22 protein-coding genes and 2 pseudogenes are annotated in these 25,720 nt (G+C 70.7%); 15 read left to right on the plus strand and 9 right to left on the minus strand.

Annotation, left to right across the window (positions count from 1 at the left end; all coding sequences use genetic code 11):
• From ACZ418_RS42350 to ACZ418_RS42375, 6 genes and pseudogenes are all read left to right on the plus strand, one after another.
• Positions 1-93: pseudogene (locus tag ACZ418_RS42350) on the plus strand (transglycosylase SLT domain-containing protein); the annotation flags it as partial.
• A 216-nt stretch (positions 94-309) separates the two neighbouring features.
• Entirely contained in the window at positions 310-963 is a 654-nt protein-coding gene (locus ACZ418_RS42355) for a response regulator transcription factor (RefSeq protein ID WP_468374077.1), read from the plus strand.
• Positions 954-2,222, plus strand: coding sequence for a sensor histidine kinase (locus tag ACZ418_RS42360; protein WP_468374079.1), 1,269 nt, complete (start codon positions 954-956; stop codon positions 2,220-2,222). Before ACZ418_RS42355 ends, ACZ418_RS42360 begins: the two co-directional genes overlap by 10 nt.
• 38 nt (positions 2,223-2,260) lie before the next feature.
• Complete coding sequence (locus ACZ418_RS42365) at positions 2,261-3,535, plus strand: COG4705 family protein (protein ID WP_468374082.1); 1,275 nt, start codon at positions 2,261-2,263, stop codon at positions 3,533-3,535.
• A 302-nt stretch (positions 3,536-3,837) separates the two neighbouring features.
• The gene (locus tag ACZ418_RS42370) at positions 3,838-4,077 is read left to right on the plus strand and encodes a hypothetical protein (protein ID WP_468374085.1); all 240 of its coding nucleotides are present in this window, start codon (positions 3,838-3,840) and stop codon (positions 4,075-4,077) included.
• Positions 4,078-4,369: 292 nt separating this feature from the next.
• On the plus strand, positions 4,370-5,146 hold the full coding sequence (locus tag ACZ418_RS42375; protein ID WP_468374088.1) for a methyltransferase domain-containing protein: 777 nt from the start codon (positions 4,370-4,372) through the stop codon (positions 5,144-5,146).
• Positions 5,147-5,204: 58 nt separating this feature from the next.
• Here ACZ418_RS42375 and ACZ418_RS42380 read toward each other — a convergent pair whose 3' ends face one another.
• From ACZ418_RS42380 to ACZ418_RS42390, 3 genes are read right to left on the minus strand one after another with little or no spacing between them, the layout of a single operon-like run.
• Positions 5,205-6,002, minus strand: coding sequence for an ABC transporter permease (locus ACZ418_RS42380; RefSeq protein WP_468374090.1), 798 nt, complete (start codon positions 6,000-6,002; stop codon positions 5,205-5,207).
• Positions 5,989-6,936, minus strand: coding sequence for an ABC transporter ATP-binding protein (locus ACZ418_RS42385; protein WP_468374092.1), 948 nt, complete (start codon positions 6,934-6,936; stop codon positions 5,989-5,991). Before ACZ418_RS42385 ends, ACZ418_RS42380 begins: the two co-directional genes overlap by 14 nt.
• 2 nt (positions 6,937-6,938) lie before the next feature.
• Positions 6,939-7,973, minus strand: coding sequence for a hypothetical protein (locus ACZ418_RS42390; RefSeq protein WP_468374095.1), 1,035 nt, complete (start codon positions 7,971-7,973; stop codon positions 6,939-6,941).
• Between the two features lie 81 nt (positions 7,974-8,054).
• On the opposite strand from ACZ418_RS42390, the gene ACZ418_RS42395 reads away from it, so the two are divergent.
• From ACZ418_RS42395 to ACZ418_RS42415, 5 genes are all read left to right on the plus strand, one after another.
• A complete protein-coding gene (locus ACZ418_RS42395) occupies positions 8,055-8,366 on the plus strand; it encodes a PadR family transcriptional regulator (protein WP_468374097.1) in 312 nt (103 codons plus the stop codon).
• Positions 8,363-9,127 (plus strand): hypothetical protein, encoded by a 765-nt coding sequence (locus ACZ418_RS42400; protein WP_468374100.1) that lies wholly within the window; start codon positions 8,363-8,365, stop codon positions 9,125-9,127. Before ACZ418_RS42395 ends, ACZ418_RS42400 begins: the two co-directional genes overlap by 4 nt.
• Positions 9,128-9,224: 97 nt before the next feature.
• Positions 9,225-9,962 (plus strand): polyprenol monophosphomannose synthase, encoded by a 738-nt coding sequence (locus ACZ418_RS42405; protein WP_468374103.1) that lies wholly within the window; start codon positions 9,225-9,227, stop codon positions 9,960-9,962.
• A 106-nt stretch (positions 9,963-10,068) separates the two neighbouring features.
• Positions 10,069-10,935, plus strand: coding sequence for a M55 family metallopeptidase (locus ACZ418_RS42410; RefSeq protein WP_468374106.1), 867 nt, complete (start codon positions 10,069-10,071; stop codon positions 10,933-10,935).
• A gap of 54 nt (positions 10,936-10,989) precedes the next feature.
• Entirely contained in the window at positions 10,990-11,553 is a 564-nt protein-coding gene (locus ACZ418_RS42415; protein ID WP_468374108.1) for an aldo/keto reductase, read from the plus strand.
• A gap of 3 nt (positions 11,554-11,556) precedes the next feature.
• Here the strand turns inward: ACZ418_RS42415 and ACZ418_RS42420 are convergent, their stop codons facing one another.
• Complete coding sequence (locus ACZ418_RS42420) at positions 11,557-12,180, minus strand: TetR/AcrR family transcriptional regulator (RefSeq protein WP_468374111.1); 624 nt, start codon at positions 12,178-12,180, stop codon at positions 11,557-11,559.
• A gap of 176 nt (positions 12,181-12,356) precedes the next feature.
• Between ACZ418_RS42420 and ACZ418_RS42425 the strand changes: the two genes are divergently transcribed.
• Entirely contained in the window at positions 12,357-14,567 is a 2,211-nt protein-coding gene (locus tag ACZ418_RS42425; RefSeq protein ID WP_468374114.1) for an MMPL family transporter, read from the plus strand.
• Positions 14,568-14,634: 67 nt separating this feature from the next.
• Positions 14,635-15,366 (plus strand): LmeA family phospholipid-binding protein, encoded by a 732-nt coding sequence (locus tag ACZ418_RS42430; RefSeq protein ID WP_468374117.1) that lies wholly within the window; start codon positions 14,635-14,637, stop codon positions 15,364-15,366.
• Positions 15,367-15,524: 158 nt separating this feature from the next.
• Here ACZ418_RS42430 and ACZ418_RS42435 read toward each other — a convergent pair whose 3' ends face one another.
• The 3 genes from ACZ418_RS42435 to ACZ418_RS42445 are packed head-to-tail and all read right to left on the minus strand — an operon-like array spanning position 15,525 to position 19,235.
• Entirely contained in the window at positions 15,525-17,732 is a 2,208-nt protein-coding gene (locus ACZ418_RS42435) for a xanthine dehydrogenase family protein molybdopterin-binding subunit (RefSeq protein WP_468374120.1), read from the minus strand.
• Positions 17,729-18,718, minus strand: coding sequence for an FAD binding domain-containing protein (locus tag ACZ418_RS42440; protein ID WP_468374123.1), 990 nt, complete (start codon positions 18,716-18,718; stop codon positions 17,729-17,731). The genes ACZ418_RS42435 and ACZ418_RS42440 overlap by 4 nt, the downstream gene beginning before the upstream one ends.
• Positions 18,705-19,235, minus strand: coding sequence for a (2Fe-2S)-binding protein (locus ACZ418_RS42445; RefSeq protein WP_468374126.1), 531 nt, complete (start codon positions 19,233-19,235; stop codon positions 18,705-18,707). Before ACZ418_RS42445 ends, ACZ418_RS42440 begins: the two co-directional genes overlap by 14 nt.
• 187 nt (positions 19,236-19,422) lie before the next feature.
• On the opposite strand from ACZ418_RS42445, the gene ACZ418_RS42450 reads away from it, so the two are divergent.
• On the plus strand, positions 19,423-19,926 hold the full coding sequence (locus ACZ418_RS42450; protein WP_468374128.1) for a MarR family winged helix-turn-helix transcriptional regulator: 504 nt from the start codon (positions 19,423-19,425) through the stop codon (positions 19,924-19,926).
• Here the strand turns inward: ACZ418_RS42450 and ACZ418_RS42455 are convergent.
• On the minus strand, positions 19,920-23,540 hold the full coding sequence (locus ACZ418_RS42455) for a hydantoinase B/oxoprolinase family protein (protein WP_468374131.1): 3,621 nt from the start codon (positions 23,538-23,540) through the stop codon (positions 19,920-19,922). The genes ACZ418_RS42450 and ACZ418_RS42455 overlap by 7 nt on opposite strands.
• Before the next feature lie 341 nt (positions 23,541-23,881).
• On the opposite strand from ACZ418_RS42455, the gene ACZ418_RS42460 reads away from it, so the two are divergent.
• A complete protein-coding gene (locus tag ACZ418_RS42460) occupies positions 23,882-25,411 on the plus strand; it encodes a methionine--tRNA ligase (protein ID WP_468374134.1) in 1,530 nt (509 codons plus the stop codon).
• A 77-nt stretch (positions 25,412-25,488) separates the two neighbouring features.
• Here the strand turns inward: ACZ418_RS42460 and ACZ418_RS42465 are convergent.
• Positions 25,489-25,720 (minus strand): annotated as a pseudogene (locus ACZ418_RS42465) (S8 family serine peptidase); the annotation flags it as partial.

Here is a 25,720-nt window from a genome sequence, read left to right on the forward strand (position 1 = left end):
AGCGTCACCGACCCGGTGGCCAACATCACCGCGGCCGCCAACTACGCCGCCCACCGCTACGGCTCCATCGACAACGTCAACTCCGCGTACTGAGCGGGGTTTACCGGGTGCACGCTGGTACGCGGGCACCGTCGCAAGGCAGTGACGACCTGGTCGTAGCGCCCAATGTTTCTGTGGCGGTCTGGAGAGCACCGGGGGCTCCGCTCTAGATAAAGGCCTCATGGGCCGTAGGGTCACTGGAGTCGCACCCGGTGCCCACCGGACCGCCACGCTGATTGGGCTCCGCCAACTACGTATTAGGGTCAGCACGTGGCTTTCATCATGGTGTGCGAAGACGACGCGGCGGTCCGCGACGTCCTCAAGCGCGCCTTGGAGCACGACGGCCACATCGTCTCCGTCGCCGCCACGGCCGACAGCCTGCTGCGGCAGCTCGCACCGGCGCCCCAACTGGTCGTCCTGGATCTCGGGCTCCCGGACGCCGACGGCCGCGACGTCTGCCTGGCCCTGCGGGCTCGCGGCCTCGACGCGCCGGTGTTGATGCTCACCGCCTTGGACGGTCTGCATCACAAGGTGGGCGGCTTCGAGGCCGGCGCCGACGACTACATGACCAAACCCTTCGACATCCCGGAACTGCTGGTCCGCGTCCGGGCGCTGCTGCGCCGGGCCACCGTGGCGCCCGCACCGCGCGAGGTCGTCCTCGATCCGGCGAAGCACGTGGTGACCTACGATTCGGTGAGCATGAGCCTGACCCCGACCGAGTTCCGGCTGCTGGGCCGCCTGATCGCCTCGCAGGGCGACGTGGTACGCCGCCACGCCCTCATCGCTGCCGGCTGGCCGCACGGAGCGCAGGTCAGCGACAACACCCTCGACTCCTATGTGCGCCGGCTGCGGGCCAAGCTCGGTCCGCTGGGTGTGGCCGAGCGTCTGGCGACCGTCCGCGGCGTGGGCTACCGATGGCAGTGACGGGATTCCGTAAGCGGGTCGTCGCACTCACCGTGCTGATCGCCACCGCCGTGGTCGCGATCCTGGTCGTGGTCTCACACGTGCTGCTGAGCCGGGTGACGGACGCCGACGCGCACGATCTGGCACATACTCGCGCCGAGGTGGTCGCGGCGAACGTTACCGCCAAAGGCGGCCGTGTCGTACTGACGGAGAACGGCAGCGAGGCGCTGGACGAGGTCGCCTGGGTGTATGCCGACGGCCGCCTGCTCGACGGGAACGTGCCGCCGAGCCTGGTCGATCGCGTCGAGGAGCTGGCGGACTCGGGGCGATCGCAGACCGCGTCGGTCGGCGATTACCTCCTGTACGCGCGGCGGGTCCCGATCGACGGCCACCACGTCATGGTGATCGTCCGGGTGGACCTCACGCCCTACGAGACGTCCGAGCAGCGCAGCCTGACCTTGTCCCTGATACTGGGCGGCCTCACGATCCTCCTCGCCGGCGGTGTCGCACACCTCGTGGTGCGGCGCGCGCTGCGGGTCGTGCACGAGATGGCCGCCCTCGCCGACGACTGGGGCAATCACGAACCCGGGCGCCGCTTCAACCTCGGAGTCCCCCGCGACGAGTTCGGGGAACTGGGGCGGACCCTGGACCATCTCCTGGAGCGCGTCGACAACGCGCTGGCGGACGAGCGCCGGCTCACCGATGAGATCGCCCACGAGCTGCGGACACCGCTCACGGTCCTGCGGGCCGAGGCGCAGCTGGCGCAGCTGTCCGGCGAGCCGGTGCCGCCGGAGGCGGTGCTGAGCGAGGTCGACCGCCTCGATGCGGCGATCACGACGCTTCTGCGCGCCGCGCGCGCACGGACGGACAAGGGGACCCGATGCGATCTGCGTTCCGCCGCGCGGCAGGCGATCGCCGGCCGCGCGGTCGAGGTCGCCTTTCCCTCGAAGGTCGAGGTCGCCATGGCGGCCGATGTCGCCGTGTCGCTGCTGTCGCCCCTCCTGGAGAACGGCCTGCGGCATGCGCGGTCGCGTGTGTGGATCACCGCGCGCAACCAGGGCGAGGCCATCGTGGTCGATGTCCTGGACGACGGCCCCGGATTCGATCCCGCGGACGTCGACCGGGTCTTCGAAGCGGGTGTGACCGGCGGCGACGGGTACGGGCTGGGGCTGCCGGTGGTCCGGCGCATCGCCGCCTCGGCCGGTGCGGAGGTCCGCGCGATCGCGGACGGCCGCGGTCACGTCGAGGTGACACTCCCGGCCGCCCGTGCAACCACGTAGTCAGGTTACGTGCAGATTCCCCGCGTAAACCTCCCCGCATGACAACGACAACGGAAGCACGCACGCGCAGCGGGCGCCTCATGCTCAACAAGGTCCCCGAGGTCACCATCTGGTTCTGGGTGATCAAGGTCCTGTGCACGACCGTCGGTGAGAGCTTCGCCGACTGGATCAACATGAAGCTGGGCGTCGGCCTGGTGAACACGGCCTGGATCTTCACCGCGGTGTTCGTGATGGTCCTGGCCGTCCAGCTGCGGCTGAAGCGGTACGTTCCGTTCCCCTACTGGCTGACCGTCGTCGTTGTCAGCGTCACGGGCACCCTGTACACCGACATCCTGACCGACCAGCTGAACGTGCCGCTGTGGATCAGTTCCGCGGTCTTCTCGGTGCTGCTCGCGGTGGTCTTCGGCGTGTGGTGGGCGCGTGAGCGCACGCTGTCGATCCACTCGGTCACGACGCTGCCGCGTGAGTCGTTCTACTGGCTCGCCGTTCTCGTCACCTTCGCGCTCGGCACCGCGACCGGCGACTGGACGCTGGAGCTGACCGGCTGGAGCCCGGGCGTCTCCGTGTTGCTGCCGCTCGGCCTCATCGCGGCGATCACGCTGTTGTGGAAGTTCGGCGCGAACCCGGTGCTGTCCTTCTGGCTCGCCTACATCCTGACCCGCCCGCTGGGCGCGAACATCGGCGACTGGCTCGCCTCCCCCAAGGTCGCCCAGAACCCGGGCGACCCGACCGGTCTGGCGCTGGGCACGTTCACCACCAGCCTGATCTTCCTCGGCCTGATCCTGGTGACGGTGGTCTACCTGACGGTGACGCGCTCGGACGTGACCGAGACCCACGAGGCGACCCACGCCGCACCGGCCACCAGCAACCCGCGCAAGGAGCGCACCGCGCTGGCCGGCTTCGGACTGCTGGCCGTCGCCACCGCGGGCCTGCTGGTCTGGGCCCACAGCCAGCCGCACGTCGGCCCGGCGCCGGAGGAAGACAACACCTCCGCCGTCCAGATGGCTCCCGGCCAGGCGGTGAAGAAGTTCCCGCCCGCCAAGGTCGCCGCGCTGAAGACCCTCGCCTCCACCTCGCTCAAGGACGCACGCTCGGGGAACGAGACCGGCGCGCACGCGGCCGCCCAGTCGCTGCGTGACCTGTGGGACGCCGACCAGGCCTCGCTGCAGCCGCTGGACCAGACCGGCTGGACCTCCATCGACGCCCAGATGGACAAGATGCTCAAGACGTTCGGCATCGATCACTCGAACCCGCCGATGTCGCCTGCGCAGCAGGAGAAGGAACTGAACGCCCTCCTGACGGACATGGGCTGACAGACCGCACTGCGCCCGGCCGGCCCACCCGGCCGACGGGCTCAGTGTGCCGAGGCGGCGCGGAGAACCGCGCTTCCTCGGCACACGCCGGCGATCCGCGGACACCGCAATGCGGCCGGGGCCGCCTGCGGCAGCCCGGGCATGTCCGCAGACTCTCGGGGGGCGGTCGCTGACCGGATGGCGTCGGCCGATGAGTGCAGACTACTGCGCGAACAGGCGAGGGCCGGTCAACTCTTCGTCCCGGCCCCACCACTCAAGTCGCAGGGCTCGAGGCGGTAGCCATGCCCTCGGAGCGTGGCGATGTGAGGCAACCGGCAAAGGCGGCCGGACTCCTCGGCGGCCTGGGTGAGACGTCGGCGCAGGCCGGCCATGGTGACACCGGTGGCGGCCACGGGACGGGCATCGGCCTCGCCCTCGCTGCCGAACTCACCCACTCCATCGGCGGCCGACTCTCGCTCACCAGAAGGGCTCCGGCCACGTTCACCCTCCTCGTCGCAGTCCGCGGGGCCGGCTCCGAAGGCAACGCACCGGCCTGCAGATGAAATGCCTCTGTCCGACATGCTCGGCTCCAGGGTGTGGCTTGTTCGCCTGCCGTTGTGTCGAGCCGGTCCGATGGGCCCGGACCGACGACGGCCACCGCAGACGGGGGACCTGCGATACCGCCGGGCGTGACAGGCCCGCAGCCGTGCCCTCGCCGGAGCGGGCCTTCCCGACAGGGAGGCGGTCGTCAACGGAGGTGAACGATGGGCCTGGGGGCTGGAGCCCGTCCCCATGCGGGCCGTGGACAAAGAGCCTTTCGAACTAGTCGGCTGGGTAGTTGGTTGACTGGGACGCATGACATCATCCGCGTTCGAGACGGACAGGCCCGACCCCGTCAGCTATCTCGACCGGCTCGCCACGAGCGATCTCGGCCGCTCCTACAAGCGGCGGATGCTCGACGCACTCGACCTGCGTGCCGGACACCGGGTGCTCGACCTCGGCTGCGGCCCCGGTACCGACCTTCGGGCGCTCGCCCAGGCTGTCACCCCGGCCGGCGCTGTCGTCGGCGTCGACCACGACCGGAACATGGTGGACGCCGCGCGGGCCCGCACCGCTGGTGAGGCCGTGGTGGACGTCCGGCACGCGGACATCCACGACCTGCCGATGCCCGATCACACCGTCGACCGCGCCCGCACCGACCGCGTCCTGCAGCACGTCGCCGATCCCCTGGCCGCGCTCGGTGAGATCCGCCGGGTCCTGCGGCCGGGCGGGCGGCTCGTCATGGGCGAGCCCGACTGGGAAACCCTGGCCGTCGACCATCCGGACAGCGACCTGACGCGTGCCTACACCCGCCATGTGGCCGAACGGGTCGTCCGCAACGCGGGGATCGGCAGGCAACTGGCGCGCCTGGCGACCGAGAGCGGCTTCAGGGTGCCCACGGTCATCCCTGTCACACCTGTCTTCCGGGACGTCCAGGTCGCGGACAAGATCCTCGGCCTGGAACGCACCACCCGGCGCGCAGTCGAGGCCGGCTATTTCAGCGACCGGGCGGCGGAAGCCTGGCTGAGCCATCTCACGCGGGGCCCCTTTCTCGCGGCGGTGACGTTCTACATCGTCGTGGCCGAGACGTAGTCGCCCGTCGCATGGCCGTGCCCGTCGCGGAGCTCGAGCATCGGGGGCGGAGCGGGTGTCATGCCGCGGGGTCCCGGCGGACGAGCACGAGGACGGCGGCGCAGGTGGCCAGGGTGATCGTGGCCACTTGCGCCACGATGCCGGTGCCGAGGTGGGCGGTCCCTGAAGAGTCGAAGAGGCGGGTCCAGTCCTGCCAGTAGTGCACGGGCAGGACGATTTGCACGGCGTGCAGGGCGTGGGAGCCGTTGAGGATGCTGGCTGCGATCACGAAGGCGACGACGGCGCCGAGGGCCTCGATTCCGCGGGGCAGGAGAAGTCCCAGGATGAACGCGATCGTTGCGATGCTCAGCATGCACAGCAGGCAGTAGCCGGTCGCCGACAGGACGCGGGTGGCCGTCTCGCCGCCGGTGAGATTCGGAGCGCCGATGATGTGGAACGGGTGCCAGCCGTAGATGGCAACGCCGGCGAGCAGGCCGGCCGTCAGCACGCACAAGGTGGCGATCGCGGTCACAACGGCCAGAGCTCCGAGCTTGGCCGCCAGCAGGCGTGCTCGGCTTACTGGCGCGACGTACAGGTAGCGCAGGGTTCCCCACTCTCGGTCGGACGAGGCGATCGCGGCGGCCGGCAAGGCCACCATGATCGGCAGGAGCAGCGGTTCGATGAACGCCATGCTCGCCATGGCGTGGTTGAGCGCGGAGTAGGGGGAGGCGCCGAACAGGCCGGTCTGACGGCCGTTGCGATGCCCCGCCTCGGATGCGTACGAAAAGCCGGACAGCACGGGGACGGCGGCCAGGCAGGCGAGGACGACGAGCGTGCGGATCCGCAGGAGTTGGGTCGTCAGTTCAACGCGCAGCATGCTCGCTAGCTCCTTCGGTCATGGTCAGGAACGCTTCTTCCAGGGACTTGCTCTCCTGCTGCACGGACGTGACGCCGATGCCCTCCGTGACCAGGGCGCGTACCAGGTCGCGGGAGTGCACGCCGGGGGCGGTGACGACGATCTCGTCCCGCTGCGTCGTAACCGTCGCGACGCCGTGCAGTGCGCGCAGTACGGCGGCAGCCTGCTCGGTGTCGTCGACCTGGAGGCGGTAGGTGCCGGCGGCGCCGAGCAGTTCGTCCATCGGTCCTGCGGCGATCAGTCGGCCGTGGTTCATCACGACGACGTGGGTGGCCAGTTGCTGCACCTCGGCGAGCTGGTGGCTGGAGACGAGCACGGCGGCCCCTCGTCGGGCCAGCTCACCCAGGTACTCGCGCAGGGCCCGGACCTCGCCGGGGTCCAGTCCGTTGGCCGGCTCGTCCAGGATCAGCACGTCGGGCTTCCGCATCAGGGCCTGGGCCAGCATCAGCCGCTGCTTCATCCCCATCGAATAGCCCTTGACCTTGCGGTCGAGCGCCTCGCCGAGCCCGGCGAGATCCAGGGCGTCGTCCAGAGCGGGGGGCAGCCATGCCCGTCGTGTCGCCGACCACAGGAGCCGCAGGTTGGCCCGGCCGGTGAGGTGCGGCACGAACGCCGGGCCGTCGATGAGCACGCCGACGCGGCGCAGCACGTCCGCGCCGAGGCCGACTGGCTCGCCCAGGAGGCGCGCGCTGCCGGTGTCCGGGGAAGACAGGCCGACGAGCATCCGCATCGTGGAGGTCTTGCCCGCCCCGTTCGGGCCGAGCAGCGCGCAGATCTGGCCGGCTTGCACGGTGAGGCTGAGCCCGCTGACGGCCTGCCTGCGGCCGTACCGTTTGGACAGCTCGCGGGCGCAGATCGCAGGAGTTGCTCGGTCGTGCGGTGTGGACGGTTGCATCGTCACGCCTTTCCCCGGTGCTTGTCTGGTCGTCGAAGGTGGGTACCGGCCCCGCCGAAGCGGCGGCGCGAGCCGGAGAAGTCGTACGGGAAGCAAGCGAGCAGGAGAGCGGCTGTGACCAGGGACGTGACCAGGCCGGCGCCGAGCGTGAGGGCGGCCAGGGCCGGTACGGACGTCAGCGAGCCCGTCTCGAACACCCGCCACAGTGCGTCCCGGAACGCCGTCGCCACGCTGATCGCGACGCACCCGGCGACGGCCGATGCCTCGGCGATCCGGCGGGTCCGGGTGCGCGCCGGCCGGGCGATGAATCCGGCGACCGCGTTGCTGATCACGCAGAACGCGAGGTTGGAGGTCGCTGCGACGATCAGAAACCAGGCGGTGAGCAGCGGATCCGTCCAGCCCTCGCCGATAGCCTGTGCACCGGTGACAGCCGCTGCGGCCAGCGTGCTCAATGTGACGAACACCGTCATCGCGCGACGGCGCACCCAGACCGCCGCGTCCGGGCCGACCCAGCGCCGCAGCACGGGTATCCGCCGGCAGACGAAGACGGCGTCGCCGAGCCAGTCATGCCGCCATGGGCCGGCCGAGTCGTGCCCTCGGCGGCCTCGCACGAGCAACACCGTAACCGCCACGGTGAGTACGGAGGTGACGACCAGCCCGCTGATCAGCACCGATGCCCATGTCCCCGAGGATGAGGCAGGCGTCCTGGCGATGACCGCGGCCCACTCGGACACCACCGTGAGCCCGATCAGCGCGACCATCGCCCCCGCCGCACGCAGCGTCTGCCGCACCCGGTCCGCGCCGCCCGGTGCCCGCCACGCGAGCAGCCGTGACGCGATCACCAGGGCGAGCATCGGCACCGCGAACTGAGCCAGGGACACCACCACGTCGTACGGGTCGTCCTGCCACGGGCTCGCGGCCCTGACCGTCTTGTCCTGGGTCTCCAGCACCGTCAACGCCTCGAACACACCGGCCGCGCCGAGGCTCGCCCACACCACGGCCGAGGAAGCCCGGCCGTTCTCCTTCACGTGTTCCATGGGCCGCCATAGTACGCGTCCCGTACTACGTGACAAGTAGTATCGCGGCTCGTAGTATGTGGATCGGAGGGAAGGAGGCTCATGCACAGCAACGACGCCCAGATGCTCGTGCTCACCGTCCTCGCGGACGGGCCGCGGCACGGATACGCCATCAACACCGCGATCGAAGAACTCACCGGCCGCAGACTCGGCCCCGGCAGCCTCTACGGAGCGCTGTCCCGACTGGAGGGGCGCGGGCTGATCCAGCCTGCGGACGAGGCGGCAGAAGCCCAGGAACGCCACCGCACCATGCAGATCACCGACGCCGGCCGCGAGCAACTGCGCACCGAACTGGAGCAGATGGCCCGCATCTCCGCCGCCGGCCTGCGCGCGCTCGGGGTCAACCCGGCATGAACGCGGCCACGCTCCTGACCCGGCTCTACCCACCTGCCGTGCGCGAGCGATGGGGTGAGGACATCCGTCACGAGGTGTCCGCCTCCGGAATCCGGTCCTGGCCCGACACCCTCGCGGGGGCCGCGCGCCTGTGGCTCCACCCGGGCGACTGGCCCGAGATGTCCAGCGGACAGACCCGCCGCGTGCTGACCGTGGCCCTGTTCGCGCTCACGGCGGCCACCGGCCTGCTGCTGCGCTCGGCCGAACCCTCCACCACCCTGACGGCCGACATCCGTCACCCCGTCACCAGCCTGTGGCTCGCTCCTCTCCTGCTGGGCATCGGCCTCGCAGCGCCGCTTCCCCCGCTGAGCGGCGCAGCACTCCGCGGCCTGACTGCCGTGGCGGTCCGCACCCTGGCCGCTCCGACCGCCGCGGTCGTCGCCCTGTGCCTGATGGCATGGAGCGGCATGGCCGAACACCTCACCGGCTTCGCCGACGCTGCCGTGGTCACCTCCTACTGGCTCACGCTCGGGTTCGTCGCACTCCGCCTGTGTGTCCTCGTCGCCCGCATCTCCCGCACCGCCGCCCTGCCGACCACACGCCGGCTGTCCACGGCCCTTCTGTGCATCGGCACCGGACTCACGCTCGCGGCGAGCCAGAACCTCCTCGCCGCCGTCCGCACCGCCGTCAGCCCCGGCTCCCTGGCCGAGAGCACGGCACTGGGCCTCCTGGCCGCCACGGCCATCAGCGCCGGCCACGACCTACGGCAGAAGAGGGCGTAGTCCCCAGCCATTGGAGTGCGACCAGCGCTCCGCGAACGCTGGGTGCCGGTATGGCTGAATCGTTCCCGACCTCTGACCCCTGACTCAGGAGTTGCCGATGAGCGCCGTGTCCCCGAAGGTCGTTGTCGTCGTGCCGACCTACAACGAGCGGGACAACCTGCCCGTCCTGGCCGACCTGCTCGCGGACCTGCCCGTGCCGAACCTGCACCTGCTCGTGGTCGACGACAACTCACCCGACGGCACCGGCGCGGTCGCCGACAAACTCGCCGCCCAGTCACCGGACACCGTCGGCGTGCTGCACCGCACCGCCAAAGACGGACTCGGCCGCGCCTACCTGGCCGGAATGACCCGTGCGCTGGACCAGGGTGCCGACGTCGTGGTCCAGATGGACGCCGACCTCTCGCATCCGGCCTCGGCGATCCCGGCCATGGTCGACACCCTCCTGACGAAGGACGCCGCGGTGGTACTCGGGTCCCGCTACGTGGCGGGCGGCTCGACCGCCGCCGACTGGCCGTGGCACCGCAAGGCCCTGTCCGCCTGGGCCAACCTCTACGTCAACGCGATCCTGCGGCTGCACGTGAAGGACGCCACCGCCGGATTCAAAGCATGGCGGGCCAGGACACTGCGAGCGATCGACCTGCCGTCGATCCGCAGCAACGGCTACTCCTTCCAGGTCGAGATGAACCACCGCACCGTCAAACAGGGTCTGACCATCCTCGAAGTGCCCATCCGCTTCGAGGAACGCGTGCAAGGGACATCGAAGATGAGCCTGGGCGTACAGCTCGAATCCGCACTCACTCCATGGAAGCTCCGCTTCGGCAGCACCTTGAACTGAGACCTCGTGGCGCATGAACTGGTGGGCCTCCACAGTCACTCGGCGGAGGAACCGTGGGAGGAGCGGCAGGCGTCTTCGAAGCGATCAAGCTTGAGGAGTACGCGGAGTGCGGATCTACATCAGCGCGGACATGGAAGGCGTCACGGGGCTCGTGGGTGCCGAGGACGTCCAGCCCGGCGGACGCGATTACGAGTGGGGACGGCAGATGATGGCGGAGGACGTCGACGCCGCCGTCCGAGGCTCCGTCACAGCGGGCGCCACCGACATCACCGTCAACGACGCGCACGGCCCCATGCGCAACCTGCTGCCCGACGCTCTGCACCCGGCAGCCCGCCTCATACGCGGCAAGCCCAAGCAGATGCTCATGCTCGAAGGACTCACCTCCGAGCATGACGCGGTGATCTGCGTCGGCTACCACTCGCGGGCCGGCGCGCTGGGCGTACTGAGTCACAGCTTCATGGGACATGAGATCGAGGACATGTGGCTGGACGGCCGGCCGGTGGGCGAGATCGGCCTGGCCCATGGCACCGCAGCGGCCCTCGGAGTGCCGGTGGCGGTCCTCACCGGTGACGACCGCGCCTGCACCGAGATGACGGAGTGGGACGCCTCCGTCACCACCGTGGCCGTGAAGTATGCGCACGACCGCTTTGCGGCAGATCTACGCCCTGCGGACGAAGCCAGGAGGGCAATCGAGGAAGCCGTCGCCTCCAGGCTCTCCGCACCCCTGGCGACCCCGTCCGTAGCCTCGGCCCCCTCCACCCTCACCGTCCGCTGGCAGTCGGCCTCAGTGGCCTCCACCCTCCTGGGAATCCCAGGGGTCACTTCGACAGACACCCGAACCGTCCAGGCTCAGGGCGCGCTGCCCCACCTGTACCGGCTCTTCGGGGTGTGGATGCGGGTGGCGGCCTCCCTGACCAACCAGCCGCGTACTGCTGAACGTCACAGCTCCACAGCAGGCGTGAGTGATGCGTGAGCGGACACTCCGGCACGAGGTGTCAGACGCGGGATTGGGGGACCGCGCGTGGCTGTGGCGACGTACGATGCACCCATTGCCGAGGAGTTGGTGGAGGGCGGCGCTGACCCGGACCGGAACCTGCCGGACGGGACCACTCCGATGTGGCATGCCGTCGACGGCGGTTCGCCCGCGGTCTTCTCTGCGGTCCTGGGCAAGGAGCCCCGACTGCGCCTTCTGGAGGCCCGCCGTGAACGACTCCTTGCCTCGGCGCGAGGCCGGCACGAGACGGGTGTGGCCGAGGCACTGCGGCGCAGGACGGGCATGCCCGGTCCCGCAGCGACGGTTCGCGTTGAGGACGACGAGTACGACCACGTCGATCAGGTCTCGCTCGGTGGACTCGTCGTGCGGGCCGGGCACGGAGCCATCCTGACCTCGCTGGCGTGGGCCACTCAGTTCGCGCTGCGTTGGATCACCGGTCAGGAGGCGGTGAGCGTCGTCATTCCGGGTGTGCGCAACGCCGAGCAGGCACACGTCAATGTGGCGGCCGCGCCGGCTCCGCTGGATCAAGAGACGCCCAAGGCCGTGCAAGGCATCTACGACGAACTGATCCGCCCTCGGATCCGTCGCCAGTGGTGAGTGTCACCGCTGAGCGGTGGTGCCCATCTCGCGCAGGATGTCGAACGCGCGCAGCAGCGGTGCCGGGCCCGAGTCCTCGATGCCCGACGCCCGGCGCGCCCGGCGGGTCCGCAGTACCGCCCGCACCGCCGACAGGGCCCCGCAGGCGATCACGGCTGCCCTGAGGTCGGCGTCGGGCGTGTCCGGCGGCAGGCGGCGCAGCACCAGAGCGGTCAGGCGTTCTTCGAAGTCCGAGAAGGCCTGCACGAGCCGTGTGGTGACGACGTTCTCGATGTCCTCCAGCGGGTGGCTGAGGGCGGTGAGCGTGGACGCGGCGAACGGCTTTGCGGCCGCCAGCAGGGCGTTGCACACCGCGTCCAGCGGATCCTCGTCGGCGGGCCGCTCGGCCAGGGCGCTCTCGACGTAGGCGAACAGTTCGACGCCATCCGGCAGCAGCAGTGCTTCCTTGCTGTCGAAGTAGCGGAAGAACGTCCGCACGGAGACGTTCGCGTATGCGGCGATGTCCGCGACGGTGGTGCCTTCGAAGCCGCGCTCCTTGAACAGGCGGGCACCGCCTTCGAGCAGCAGGCGCCGCGTCTCCTCCTTTTTGCGTTCGCGCAGTCCCGCGGGGGCGATCTCACTCGGCATGTCAGGAAGCCTCCGACATGGTGTCCCGGCTGTCAATTGACACTCGTGTCATGGGCGGCCGATGGAGTGCGTACGGGGCCATCGACACAGATCTGTCCATGATGCCAATTGTCATGCATGCCACTTTGCCTTTAGGGTTCGTGTCACTCGTGACACTTTTCTTTTGGGAGAGCACCGTGCCCCGACCCCAGCAACTGTCCCTCGAAGCGGCTGAACCGGACGCCGACCGGCACCGGCAGACCACCGCGGTCCCCGCTGCCCGATCCGGGCTCGGCCGCCTCGGGGCTCTCTGCGCCCGGCGCCCGGTAACGGTGATCGTCCTCTGGCTGCTGGTCCTGGCCGCCGCCCTCGCCGGACGCCACATCGCCTCGCCCACCTTCAGTGACCAGGTCAGCCTGCCCGGCACCGCCTCCCACACCGGCGCCGACCTGCTCGCCACCTCGATGCCCGGAGCCGGCCGGCCCAACGGCAAGGTCGTCTTCCACACCGACTCCGGTACCGTGGCCGGACAGCAGTCCGCTCTGGACCGGACGCTGGCAGACCTGCGCGACCTTCCGCACGTCACCTCGGTCTCCGCCCCGGTGACCAGCAGTGACGGACGCACGGCGTACACCACTGTCTCCTTCGACCAGCAGCTGAAGGACCTCGGCCACGCCTACACCGCCCGGCTGGACACCGCCACCGAGCCGGCCCGGGCGGTCGGGCTCGGTGTCGCATACGGTGGCGACCTCGAACAGGTCGTCCGCACACCCGCCAACGACAGGGTGAGCGAGATCGTCGGCATAGTCACCGCTCTCGCGATCCTGCTGCTCGCCTTCGGCAGCGTCCTCGCCGCCCTGCTGCCACTGGTGACCGCGCTGATCAGCGTCGGTGTGGGTCTGGGCATCGTCGGCATCGTCGCCGCCACCATGTCCTTCGCGACGTCCGCCACCACACTGGCCACCATGATCGGACTGGGCGTCGGCATCGACTACGCCCTGTTCCTGACCACCCGCTTCCGACAGGACCTCATCGACGGTCACGGCCCGGTCGAGGCCGCCGCCCGCACCGCACGCACCAGCGGGCGTGCCGTCCTCGTGGCGGCTGCGACCGTCGCCGTCGCGATGCTCAGTCTCTACGCGTGCGGACTGAGCTTCATCGGCAAGCTCGGCCTGGCGGCCACCGTCGCCGTACTCGTCACCGCTGCCGCTGCCCTCACCCTGGTGCCGGCGGCACTGGGCCTGGTCGGCCGGCGCATCGACGGGGTGCGTCTGCGCCGCCGCCCGGTAGCGGAGAGCGCGGGCGAACACGATGGCTGGCACCGCTACGCGGAACTCGTCGCCCGGCGGCCCTGGACGTTTCTCGCCGTCGGCCTTGCCGTGCTCACTGTTTGCGCGGCGCCGCTGGTGTCGATGCGTCTCGGACACGTCGACGCCGGCGCGGACCGGCCGGGCAGCAGCACCCGTACCGCGTACGACTGGATCGCGCACGCGCCGGGTCGGGGCTTCGGACCGGGTGCGAACGGCCAGGTCGTCACCGTCGTCGACCTCCGCCACGCGGGTACGTCGGCCGACCGAATCGCCGACGACGTCACGCGAGCCTTGAAGGACACGCAGGGAGTGGCGTCGTTCACCTCCGTCCAGCCGAGCAGCGACGGCAGGATCCTCGTCACCACCCTGACACCGACCACGGGTCCGCAGGACGCCGCCACCGGCGCCCTGCTGGAGACCCTCTCCGGAAAGACACTGCCGAAAGCCCTCGCCGGCAGCGGCGCCCAGGCCTACCTGACCGGCACCGTGGCGGGCCAGGCCGACTTCCGCAGCACCGTCAGCGAGCGGCTGCCGATCATCATCGGCATCGTTCTGGTCCTCGCCTTCCTCCTGCTCATGGCGGTCTTCCGCAGCGTGGTGATTCCGCTCAAGGCCGTCGTCCTGAACCTGTTCACGACCGCCGCGTCCTACGGCGTCCTGGTCGCGGTCTTCCAGTGGGGCTGGGGCGACTCCCTGCTGGGCCTGTCCGAGTCGGTGCCCATCGAGTCGTACGTACCGATGATGATGTTCGCGATCGTCTTCGGGCTCTCCATGGACTACGAGATCTTCCTGCTCTCCCGGATCGCCGAGACCTGGCAGCGCACGAAGGACAACCGGCTCGCGGTCGGCGAGGGGCTGTCCGCGACGGCGCGCGTGATCTCCAGCGCGGCCTTCATCATGACGGCGGTGTTCCTGTCCTTCACCGCCTCACCCACCGTGGTCGTGAAGATGCTCGCCCTGGGGCTGGCGATCAGCGTGATCCTGGATGCCACCGTGGTCCGACTGATCCTGGTCCCGTCCGCCATGTTCCTGATGGGGCGGGCCAATTGGTGGATGCCCCGCCGCCTCGACCGCGTCCTCCCGCGCCTGCACGCCTGATCTTGCGGCTGTCGCCGCGTCATTGCCCGACTGCCGTCCCGACCCGACCGATCCGGAGGACGTGACCTTGAACCGTCGTAGGAAGACCATCACCTCCGTCGTAGGCGCCGCGGCCGTGGCCGTCGCCGTCTGCGCCACCGATCTGGTGGTCGAGCACCGGGCCGAACAGCGGGTCGCCGAGGTGGTGTCATGCCGTCTGAAGCCGCGGGGGCCCGTACACGCCGACCTCACCACCCCCCTGGCCGGTCTTCGCGCACTCGGCGGTGACGTCGGCGACGTCGACGTCCGTGCCGAAGGGGTCCGGCGCCAGGACGTCGTGATGGACGTCGCCGTCTCCCTGAAGGACGTCACGACGGACGGCGCCAGCGACGGCGGCACCGCCAACGCCACCATCGGCTACGACCAACTCGACCGGCACATGGGTTCGCTGGGCGACGGGCTGACACCGGGCGGCCGGGACGGCGACCTCACCCTCAGCGGAAGCGTCGGCAGCCTGGGCCTGCCCGTCACTGTCGTGGCGAAGCTGTCGGCACAGACGAACGCGGTCACCATCACCCCGACGACCGTGACGGTCCTCGGGCGCAGTGTCCCGGTCGCCGATCTGACCGCCCTGCCGGCCGCCGCCCGACTGAAGGACGAGCTGAAGCCACGCACCGTCGCGGTCACCGGACTGCCCCGGGGTGTCGCCCTGACGGCGGCGCACGCCCGGGACGACGGCCTGGTCCTGGACTTCTCGATAGCGCGCCGGGCTGCGCTGGGCACGGGCAACCGTTCCGGCAGCGGCTGCGCGGCGGCGTGACCCACCCGGCTGGGCGCCGGCCCTCTAGGCCAGGACGGTAGGCCTGAGTACGTCCTCGCACCACTGGCGGAAACCGGTGGGCGCGTTGTCGGGAGTGCTCGGGTGGGTGGCGCCGTAGAGGCCTTGGTCGTTGGCCCCCGCTGTTGATCGACGGCCGCTCACAGCACGGCGTCGAGTGTGATCGGCAGATCGCGGATGCGCTTGCCGGTGGCGTGGTACACGGCGTTGGCGATGGCGGGCGCGATGCCGACCAGGCCGACCTCGCCGATGCCCTTGGTGCCGGTGGCGGTACCGCGATCCGGCTCGCCGACGAAGACCACGTCCAGGTCCGGGACATCGGCGTTGACCGCGACCAGGTAGTCGGCGAACGTGCCGTTGGCGATACGACCGGTGCGCGGGTCGGTGACCGTCTCCTCGAACAGGGCCATGCCGATGCCGCCGACCGTCCCGCCGATGATCTGGCTCCTCGCCGTCTTCTCGTTGAGGATGCGGCCACCGTCGATCGCGGAGACCACCCGCGCCACCCGGATGAGGCCGAGGTCCGCGTCGACCCGGACCTCCACGAACTTCGCGCCGTACGCGCCGGCGAGGGACATGCCCAGCTCGGTGGGGACCGGTGGTGTGCTGGTCCCGTTCGCCGTGAGTTCGGACAGCCCGTGCCGGGCGAGGATGTCGGCGTACGACTCCCCAAGGTCGGGGCGGCCCGCGGGGTGGATCCTGCCATCGGTGCACTCCACGTCGTCCGGGGAGCAGCCCAGCAGGGGTGAGTCGGCGTCGCCGCAGGCGAGTTCGGCGAACGAGCGGATCAGTCGCCGGCACGCGTCGTGCACGGCGTTGCCCAGCGCGCCGGTGAGGCCGGAGCCGCCCGCCATCATCGAGTTGGGCATGTCGGAGTCGCCCAGGTCGAAGCGGACCCGGTCCAGGGGCAGGCCCAGTTCCTCGGCAGCGAGTTGGGCCATGACGGTGTAGGTGCCGGTGCCGATGTCGGTCGCCGCACTGCGGACCAGCGCGCTGCCGTCCCTGTTGACGGTGGCCTGCGCCGCGCAGGGCTGTGCGAAATAGGGGAACCACGCGCTCGCCATGCCGTAACCGACGAGCCAGTTGCCGTCACGCATGGAGCGCGGCTCGGGATTCCGGTCGAACCAGCCGAAGCGTCGCGCACCGACCTCGTAGCACTCCAGGAGCGCCTTGCCGGACCAGGGCAGCCCGTTGCGCGGGTCGACGTCCGTGTGGTTGCGCAGCCGCAGCTCCAGGGGGTCCATGCGCAGTTCGCGGGCCAGCTCGTCCAGCGCGGACTCCAGCGCGAAGTTGCCCTGCGCCTCGGCCGGGGCGCGCATGGACGTCGGCACGGCGATGTTGAGCCGGGCCTGCCGGTCCTGCGTGATCACGTTGGGGCACCGGTAGGCGAAGGCGGTTCCCGACGCGAACGGCTCGAAGTCGGTGTCCTCCATGCTCAGGGAACTGAGGCTGCGGTGGTCCAGGGCGACCAGCGCGCCGTCGCGCGTGGCACCGACACTCAGCCACTGCACCCCGCTGGGCCGGTGCCCGATGGAGGTGAACATCTGCGGCCGGGTCAGCACCAGCTTGACCGGTCGCTTGATCATCCGGGCGGCCATCGCGGTGAGGACCACGTGCGGCCACACGCGCAGCCCGGCGCCGAAGCCCCCGCCGACGTAGGGCACCAGGACCCGTACGGAACTCTCGGGGATACCGAAGACCATGGCGAGGGTGGTGCGCACCATCGACGGCCACTGGCTGGTGTCGTGGACAGTGAGGGTGTCTCCCTCCCACACGGCCAGGGTGGCGAACAGGCCGAGCGGGTTGTTGGTGTTGTCCGCCGTGGTGTACGTGACCCGCAGGGTCACCTCGGCGGACTCCAGGGCTGCGGCGGCGTCGCCGCGCGAGGTGTCGGTGCCCCACGGGTCGACGAGCTGTTCGGCCCGCGGGTCCTGGAGGTCCAGCAGCGGCTCCGCGGTCTCGTAGTCGGCCTCCACCAGCCGCGCCGCGGCGGTGGCCTGCTCCGGGGTGTCGGCCACCACGAAGGCGATGTGCTGCCCGTGGTGGTTGATCCGGTCGTTGCGCAGCGGTGCCGGAGGCGTGGCTCCGAGGACCGTCACGGGACCCGTGCCGACCTTCGGGGCGTTCTCGTGGGTGAGGACGGTCATCACGCCGGGGGCGCCTTCGGCCGCTTCGGTGTGGATGCGGACGATCCGGCCCGCTGCGACGGTGCTCTGCACCAGGGCACCGTAGGCCTGGCCGGGGACACTGAAGTCCATCGGGTACGGGGCGGTGCCGGTGACCTTGCGCGGGCCGTCGACCCGGTTGACGCCCGCGCCGACCCGCGGCCTGCTTTCCACGGTGCTCATGCGGTCACTCCTGAGACGGTCTGCAGCTCGCGCACCAGGGTGCGCCGGGCGAGCGGCACCTTGAACGCTGTTCCGGGGACGGTGAAGGCGTCGCGCATGGTCGCCTCGGCCGCGTCCTGGAACGTGGCCGTCGTGGCGGACGCGCCGGTCAGCACGTGTTCGGCCTCGTAGGCCCGCCAGGGTTTCGTCCCCACGCCGCCGAGGCCCACCCGGGCCTGACGGATCGTGCCGTCCTCCACGACGAGCAGCACCGCGGCGGAGGTGAGGGCGAACTCGTACGATGCCCGGTCACGGACCTTGAGGTAGCCCGAGCTGGCGGCGGGCGGCGGGAGCGGGATCTCGACCTCGGTGATCAGCTCGGCGTGTTCCAGGACGTTCTCGCGCTGGGGGCTGTCGCCGGCCGTCAGGTAGAACTCCGTCAGCGGTACGGTGCGGGCCTGCGAGAGCCCCTGGATGTGCACGACCGCGTCGAGCGCCACCAGGGCGACGGCCAGGTCGGACGCGTGCAGCGCGATGCACTGCTCGCTCGCGCCGAGCACGGCGTGCATACGTGCCGCGCCCCGCACCGCGGCACAGCCGGAACCCGGCGTGCGCTTGTTGCATTCGCCGACCGTGGGGTCGCGGAAGTAGCGGCAGCGGGTGCGCTGCAGCAGGTTGCCGCCGATGGTGGCCATGTTGCGCAGCTGCACCGACGCGCCCAGCAGGAGGGACTCGCGCACCATGGGCAGCCGCTCGGTCACCGTGGCGTCGACGGCCAGTTCCTCCATGGTGGCCAGGGCCCCCACGTGGAGGGTCTCGCCGCGTCGTTCGATGCCGTGCAGCGGGAGCCGGGTGATGTCGATGAGCCGCGGTGGCTCCAGGATTCCGTCCTTCATCAGGTCGAGCTGTGTCGTACCGCCCGCGAGGCAGGACGCCGCCGGATCCTCCGCCAGCAACCGCACCGCCTCGCGGGTGTCGGTGGCGCGGACGTAGTCAAAGGCGCGCATCGCGACCTCCCCGGGAGGCCGCCTCGCGGATCGCCGCGATGATGTTGGGATAGGCGCCGCACCGGCACAGGTTTCCGCTCATGAACTCCCGGATCTCCTCGTCCGACCCGGCCCGGCCTTCGGCCAGGAGCGCCACCGCGGACATGATCTGCCCCGGCGTGCAGAAGCCGCACTGGAAGGCGTCGTGCTCCATGAACGCCTGCTGCACCGGGTGCGGACCGTCGGCGCCGGCGATGCCCTCGATGGTGGTGATGGCCCGGCCCTCCGCCTGTGCTGCCAGGGTCAGGCAGGCCAGCACCCTGCGGCCGTCCAGGTGGACGGTGCATGCGCCGCAGGCGCCCTGGTCGCAGCCCTTCTTGGTACCCACCAGACCCAGCCGGTCCCGCAGGGCGTCCAGCAGGGTCACCCGCGTGTCCATCCGCAGTGCGTACGACCGTCCGTTCACCGTCAGCGTCATGACCCGCTCCGGGGGCACGGGCCGCTCACCCACGTCCCGCCTGCTCGCCACGTCCGTCATCGCGCCCTCCTCGGGACGGTTCGCACACGGCTCCAGCCCCACCCGCGGCGCAGACCCGGTGAGCCGATTCGACACCTTTGGGAAGATTGACCACTTCGCCCCACGATATAAGCCAGACCGGTGATCGGCATGCGGTCCGCTCGCGAGGCGCCCGGGGCGCTCGGGCGACCCCAGCTACCCTTGTTCCATGGCCGCGCAGCCCGATACCGAGGTTGCCTCGTCGTCTCCCGGTCCGGTCGCAGGGGAGCCGAAGGCCCGGCTGCTCATTGAGGCGGTGACCCGGCTGCGGCGTGCGCTGCGCTCCTCGATCCGCACCGACTACCCGTGGGAGACCCTGCCCATGGCGCAGGTCGAGTTGCTGCAGGTGCTCAGCGAGCAGTCGCCGGCCCGGGTCGGCGACCTGGGCGCCCGTCTATGCCTGGCGCAGAGTACGGTCAGCGGGCTGATCGGCCGGATGATCGCCGCCGGGTTGGTCACACGTGACGTGGACCCGGCCGACCACCGTGTCTCCGTCGTCGCCCTCACCCATCCGGGACGGGAGAGGCTCGCCGCCTGGACCGCGGCCCGTGAACGCCGCATCGACGCGGCCCTCGCCGCGCTCGACGACAGCGCCCGGGTGGCTGTCGAGGACGCATTGCCCGCCCTTTTCCAGTTGGCCGAGCGCCTCGGGCGAGCGGCTGAGCGTCACTGAGCGGGCGGAATGCCGTCGATGGGCCCGTATCCGCCCCCGCCGGGGGTGCGGATCACCAGGAGGTCGCCACTCGTGACGTCCGCCGTGTCGCAGCCGCGCAGCCGACGGGTGCTGCCATCGGCGCGTTCGATCAGGTTCTCGCCGAGGGCGCCGGGTTCGCCGCCGGCCATGCCGTAGGGCGGGATGCGGCGGTGGCCGGAGACGACGGCGACCGTCATCGGCTCGGCGAATCGGATCCGGCGCTCCACTCCGCACCCGCCGTGCCAGCGGCCGTCGCCGCCGCTGCCCTCGCGGATGCGGAACTCCTCCACCCGCACCGGGTAGCGCCACTCAAGGATCTCGGGGTCGGTCAGGCGGGAGTTGGTCATGTGGGTCTGCACGGCATCCGCGCCGTCGAAGCCCTCGCCCGCGCCGGCGCCGGAGGCGACGGTCTCGTAGTACTGGAAGCGATCGTTGCCGAAGGAGACGTTGTTCATCGTGCCGGAGCCCTCGGCCTGGGCGCCCAGGACGGCGTACAGGGCGCCGGTGACGGCCTGGGAGGTCTCGACGTTTCCGGCGACGGTGGCGGCCGGGTAGGCGGGGGAGAGCATGGAGCCCGCGGGGATGCGCACGTCGAGGGGCTTCAGGCAGCCGCTGTTGAGCGGGATGTCATCGGCGACAAGGGTGCGGAAGACGTACAGCACGGCTGCCATGACGACGGAGGTGGGTGCGTTCAGGTTGCCGGGCTGCTGGGGTGAGGTGCCGGTGAAGTCCAGTACGGCGCTGCGCCGTTCGCGGTCGATGTGCAGCGCGACCTGGATGACGGCGCCGTTGTCGGTCTCGTAGCGGTGCTCGCCGTCGTCGAGGGTGGCGATGATGCGGCGCACGCATTCCTCGGCGTTGTCCTGGACGTGGCGCATGTAGGCGTGGACGACATCGAGGCCGAACTGGTCGATGACACGGCGCAGTTCGCGGATGCCCTTCTCGTTGGCGGCGATCTGGGCGCGCAGGTCGGCGAGGTTGGTGTCAGGGTCTCGTGAGGGGTGGCGGGCGCTGGTGAGCAGGTGGCGGGTCTCCTCCTCGCGGAAGTGCCCGTCGCGCACCAGCAGCCAGTTGTCGAAGAGCACACCCTCCTCGTCGATGACGGTGCTGAACGCGGGCATGGATCCGGGGCTGATGCCGCCGATCTCGGCGTGGTGGCCGCGCGAGGCGACCAGGAAGAGGAGCCGATCGCCCCTCTCGTCGAAGACGGGGGTGACGACGGTGATGTCGGGCAGGTGGGTGCCGCCGTGGTACGGGTCGTTGATGGCGTAGACGTCGCCGGGCCGCATCGAGCCCTGGTTGCGGCGCAGGACCTCCTTGATGGATTCGCCCATGGAGCCCAGGTGTACGGGGATGTGGGGCGCGTTGGCGATGAGGCTGCCGTCGGGGGCGAAGAGGGCACAGGAGAAGTCGAGGCGTTCCTTGATGTTGACCGAGTGGGCGGTGCTCTCCAGCCGTACACCCATCTGCTCGGCGATGGACATGAACAGGTTGTTGAAGACCTCCAGCATCACCGGGTCGACGGTGGTGCCGACCGCCGTACGCGAGGGGCGGGGACGGGAGCGGGTGAGGACGAGGTCGCCGTGCTCATCGGCCGCGGCCCGCCAGCCGGGGTCGACGACCGTGGTCGCATCCGCCTCGGCGATGATCGCCGGGCCCTCGACGCTGTCACCGAGGCGCAGGTCCCGGCGCCGGTACAGCCGGGTGGGCTGCCAGCGGTCCTCGGCGAACATCCGTACGGTGTCGGCCGGTTGCAGTGCGCCGGTCTGCGGCGGCGGGACGGCCGGCGTGGCGGTGCGCGGGCCGGAGGAACCGGTGGCCTCGACCTCGATGGCCTCGACGACCAGCGGCTTGCCCATGGTGAAGCCGTAGCGGTCGCGGTGGTCGCGTTCGAAGTGGGCCTGCATGTTCTCGGCCGGGCCCAGCGGAACGGGCAGCGAGAAGTCGGTTCCCTCGTAGCGCAGCAGGGCGCGGGCGGCCGTGCGGACGGTGGCGTCCGGTACGCCGTCCTCGCGCAGCTGGGTGCGTGCCTGTTCCTCCAGCTCCGCGCGGACGGCCTCGATGCGGGCTGCCGTTTTCGGCCGGTCGAGGGCGGCCTCGACGGAGCGTTCGCGCAGCGCGACCGCGTCCGCCACCCCGATGCCGTACGCGGACAGCACCCCGGCGAGCGGCGGGATCAGGACGGTGTCGATGCCGAGCCGGTCGGCGACCGCGCAGGCGTGCTGGCCGCCCGCGCCACCGAAGGCGACCAGCGCGTAGCGGGTGATGTCGCGGCCGCGCTGTACGGAGATCCTCTTCACCGCGTTCGCGATGTTGAGCACGGCGATGTCGAGGAATCCCGCCGCGACCTCCTCCGGGCTGCGGCGTCTTCCGGTCGCGTCGGCGGTCTGCTCGGCCAGCTCGGTGAAACGGGCACGGACCGCGGCCTCGTCCAGCGGCTGGTCGCCGTCCTTGCCGAACACCCGGGGGAAGAAGGCCGGTTGGATGCGGCCGACCATGACGTTGGCATCGGTGACGGTCAGCGGACCGCCGCGCCGGTAGCAGACCGGGCCGGGGTCGGCGCCGGCCGAGTCCGGGCCGACGCGGTAGCGCATCCCGTCGAAGTGCAGAATCGAGCCACCGCCCGCGGCGACGGTGTGGATGTCGGTCATCGGTGCCCGCATCCGCACTCCGGCCACCTGGGTGCCGAGGACCCGTTCGATCTCGCCCGCGTAGTGGGACACGTCGGTCGACGTGCCGCCCATGTCGAAGCCGATCGCCCGGACATGGCCCGCGCCGGTGGCGGCGCGCGCCATGCCCACGACCCCACCTGCCGGACCGGACAGCACGGCGTCCTTGCCCCTGAAGCGGCCCGCCTCGCGCAGGCCGCCCCCGGACTGCATGAACATCAGTCGCACACCGTTCAGCTCGGCGGCCACCTGGTCCACATAACGGCGCAGGATGGGGGAGAGGTAGGCGTCGACCACGGTCGTGTCGCCTCGCGGTACCAGCTTGATCAGCGGGCTGACCTCGTGCGAGCAGCTGACCTGCCGGTAGCCGACGGCGCGGGCCGCCTCGGCGACGGCGGCCTCGTGCGCGGAATGGCGGTAGCCGTGCAGGAAGACGACCGCGGCGCTGCGGAACCCGTCCGCGTACGCCGCGGCCAGCGCCTCGCGCGCGGCGTCCAGGTCGAGCGGACGGACCAGTTCGCCGTGTGCGCCCACCCGCTCCTCCACCTCGATCACCCGGTCGTACAGGGCCTCCGGAAGCAGGATGCGCCGGTCGAAGATGCGCGGGCGGTTCTGGTAGGCGATGCGCAGGGCGTCCCTGAAGCCCCGGGTGACGACCAGGACGGTCGGCTCGCCGGTGTGTGTCAGCAGCGCGTTGGTGGCGACGGTGGTGCCCATCTTCACCACCTCGATCCGGTCGCCCGGAATCGGCTCGTCCGCCTCCAGGCCCAGCATCTGGCGGATACCGGCGACTGCCGCGTCCTGGTACGCCTCCGGCTGCTCCGACAGCAGCTTGCGGCTGACCAGCTCGGAATCCGGCGTCACCGCCACGACATCGGTGAAAGTGCCACCGCGGTCGATCCAGAACTGCCAGCGACCACTCATACACTCATTGTGCGCCCTCGACCTGCTCCACCGCAGAGCCTCCCGTTGCCGATGGGCGCAGCCCAGGGCAGGGGTCGAACCTGTGTCCGGCCGTTGCAGAGCCGGCCACTCCACCGTCCGGTCTGCCTCGTCGTGCAACCCGTGGCCTCGCGAAAACCGAATGCCGGCCCGCAGGCCCGGTTGCTAGCATCGGTCTCATGATCACGCCTTGGCCTCAGCATCGGATGATGCCCCGTCGACGGGGCTGCTGAGCATGGACGCGTGACAAATCCGAGGCCCCGGGGACGGGGCCTCGACGTGCTTGTGCGGATCGGGTCTCGTCTCCCTGACAGGAGGTTCCGATGACCGCACCTCGCCACTACATCACCACGACGATCCCGTACGTCAATGCGCGCCCGCACCTGGGCTTCGCCCTGGAGCTCGTCCAGGCGGACACCCTGGCCCGGCACCGCCGCCAACGGGGCGACGAAGTACGCCTGTTGAGCGGGACCGACGACAACTCCCTCAAGAACGTACTGGCTGCCGAGGCCGAGGGCGTCGACGTGCAGTCGCTGGTCGACCGCAACGCCGAGGCCTTCGCCGTCCTGCGGGGCCCGCTCGCGCTGTCGCTCGACGACTTCATCCGTACCAGCCGCGACCCGCGCCACCGCGTCGGCGTCGAGCGGCTGTGGCGCCGGTGTGCCGCGGCGGGAGACCTGTACCGCAAGCACTACGAAGGCCTGTACTGCGTCGGCTGCGAGCAGTTCTACGCCGAGGCCGAACTGGTCGACGGTCGCTGCGCCGAGCACGGCACCGAGCCGCAGCTCGTGGCGGAGGAGAACTGGTTCTTCCGGCTGTCCCGTTACGCCGACCGGCTGCACGAGCTGATCGACGGCGGCACCCTGCGCATCGAACCCGCCGCCCGCCGCAACGAGGTCCTGTCCCTGATCGCGGGCGGCCTGCACGACTTCTCCGTCTCCCGCTCCCACACCCGTGCCCGCGGCTGGGGCATCCCCGTGCCCGGCGACCCCACCCAGGTCGTCTACGTGTGGTGGGACGCGCTGGGCAACTACGTCACCAGCCTCGGCTACGGCACCGACGACCCCGCCTACGAGCAGTGGTGGGTGACGAGCGAACGCCGCACCCATCTGATCGGCAAGGGAGTGGTGCGCTTTCACGCCGTGTATTGGCCGGCGATGCTGCTGTCGGCCGGTCTGCCGCTGCCCACCGACATCCTCGTCCACGACTACCTCACCGTTGACGGCCGCAAGATCAGCAAATCCGGCGCGACCACGGTCGACCCGGTCGCCCTCGCCGACGCGTACGGCACCGACGCGGTGCGCTGGTGGCTGCTGCGTGAGGTCCCCCGCGTCGGGGACGCGGACTTCACCCCCGACCGGCTGATCGCGCGTGCCGACGCGGACTTCGCCGGGGGCCTTGGCAACCTCGTCCACCGCATCGTGACCATGGTCCACCGCTACCGCGGCGGGACGGTGCCCTCTCTCGGCACCGACCGGTTCGCTGTGACGACGCTGCTGGACGTGTCCGCCAAGGCTCCCGCCCGGATCGACGCGGCGCTGGCGGACTTCGACTTCCGCCGCGCCACCAGCGCCACCTGGGACATCGTGGAGGAGGCCAACCGGTGCATCGACGCCACGCGGCCCTGGGAGCTGGCCCGAGCGGAACGCCACGGCAATGCCGCTGCGGGCGAACGTCTCGACGCGGTCCTGTCCGCCCTGGTTGCGGCGTGTCGTGTCCTCGCCGAGGAGCTGCGGCCCTTCATCCCTGACGCCGCGGCCCGGATCGCGGCGCAGGTGACATCAGTGGACGGGAGCCTGCCGCCCACGACCCCGCTGTTCCACCGGCTCCAAGAAGCCACGCCGCATCCGTGAGTCCCGACCCCGACAAGCCGAACGGCACCCGTCCTTCAGGAGGGTGCCGTTGTGCCGGCGTGCCGCAACGGGCTGGTTCAACCGGCCATGGACGGGACATAGGGCGACAGTGCGGGAGCAAGTTGCACTCCGGGGGCCAGGCCGAGGGCGACCAGGGCGTCGGGCAGGCCGTGTCCGACGCGGGCCGCCTCCACGGTGCCCGGGGTGGCGAGTCGGCGGCAGCTGGCGGCGATGATCTCGAACAAGTGCTGCACCCGGCCGGATCCGCGGGGCAGCAACTGGCCGTGGAAGTCCTCGTGGTGAGCGAGA

The organism is Streptomyces sp. NPDC030820 (assembly GCF_055572075.1).

Coding starts and splice junctions, on each gene's coding strand:
- ACZ418_RS42360 (WP_468374079.1), top strand. CDS start 954: ATGGCAGTGACGGGATTCCGTAAGCGGGTCGTCGCACTCACCGTGCTG.
- ACZ418_RS42365 (WP_468374082.1), top strand. CDS start 2,261: ATGACAACGACAACGGAAGCACGCACGCGCAGCGGGCGCCTCATGCTC.
- ACZ418_RS42375 (WP_468374088.1), top strand. CDS start 4,370: ATGACATCATCCGCGTTCGAGACGGACAGGCCCGACCCCGTCAGCTAT.
- ACZ418_RS42380 (WP_468374090.1), bottom strand. CDS start 6,002: ATGCTGCGCGTTGAACTGACGACCCAACTCCTGCGGATCCGCACGCTC.
- ACZ418_RS42385 (WP_468374092.1), bottom strand. CDS start 6,936: ATGCAACCGTCCACACCGCACGACCGAGCAACTCCTGCGATCTGCGCC.
- ACZ418_RS42390 (WP_468374095.1), bottom strand. CDS start 7,973: ATGGAACACGTGAAGGAGAACGGCCGGGCTTCCTCGGCCGTGGTGTGG.
- ACZ418_RS42395 (WP_468374097.1), top strand. CDS start 8,055: ATGCACAGCAACGACGCCCAGATGCTCGTGCTCACCGTCCTCGCGGAC.
- ACZ418_RS42400 (WP_468374100.1), top strand. CDS start 8,363: ATGAACGCGGCCACGCTCCTGACCCGGCTCTACCCACCTGCCGTGCGC.
- ACZ418_RS42405 (WP_468374103.1), top strand. CDS start 9,225: ATGAGCGCCGTGTCCCCGAAGGTCGTTGTCGTCGTGCCGACCTACAAC.
- ACZ418_RS42420 (WP_468374111.1), bottom strand. CDS start 12,180: ATGCCGAGTGAGATCGCCCCCGCGGGACTGCGCGAACGCAAAAAGGAG.
- ACZ418_RS42435 (WP_468374120.1), bottom strand. CDS start 17,732: ATGAGCACCGTGGAAAGCAGGCCGCGGGTCGGCGCGGGCGTCAACCGG.
- ACZ418_RS42440 (WP_468374123.1), bottom strand. CDS start 18,718: ATGCGCGCCTTTGACTACGTCCGCGCCACCGACACCCGCGAGGCGGTG.
- ACZ418_RS42445 (WP_468374126.1), bottom strand. CDS start 19,235: ATGACGGACGTGGCGAGCAGGCGGGACGTGGGTGAGCGGCCCGTGCCC.
- ACZ418_RS42450 (WP_468374128.1), top strand. CDS start 19,423: ATGGCCGCGCAGCCCGATACCGAGGTTGCCTCGTCGTCTCCCGGTCCG.
- ACZ418_RS42455 (WP_468374131.1), bottom strand. CDS start 23,540: ATGAGTGGTCGCTGGCAGTTCTGGATCGACCGCGGTGGCACTTTCACC.
- ACZ418_RS42460 (WP_468374134.1), top strand. CDS start 23,882: ATGACCGCACCTCGCCACTACATCACCACGACGATCCCGTACGTCAAT.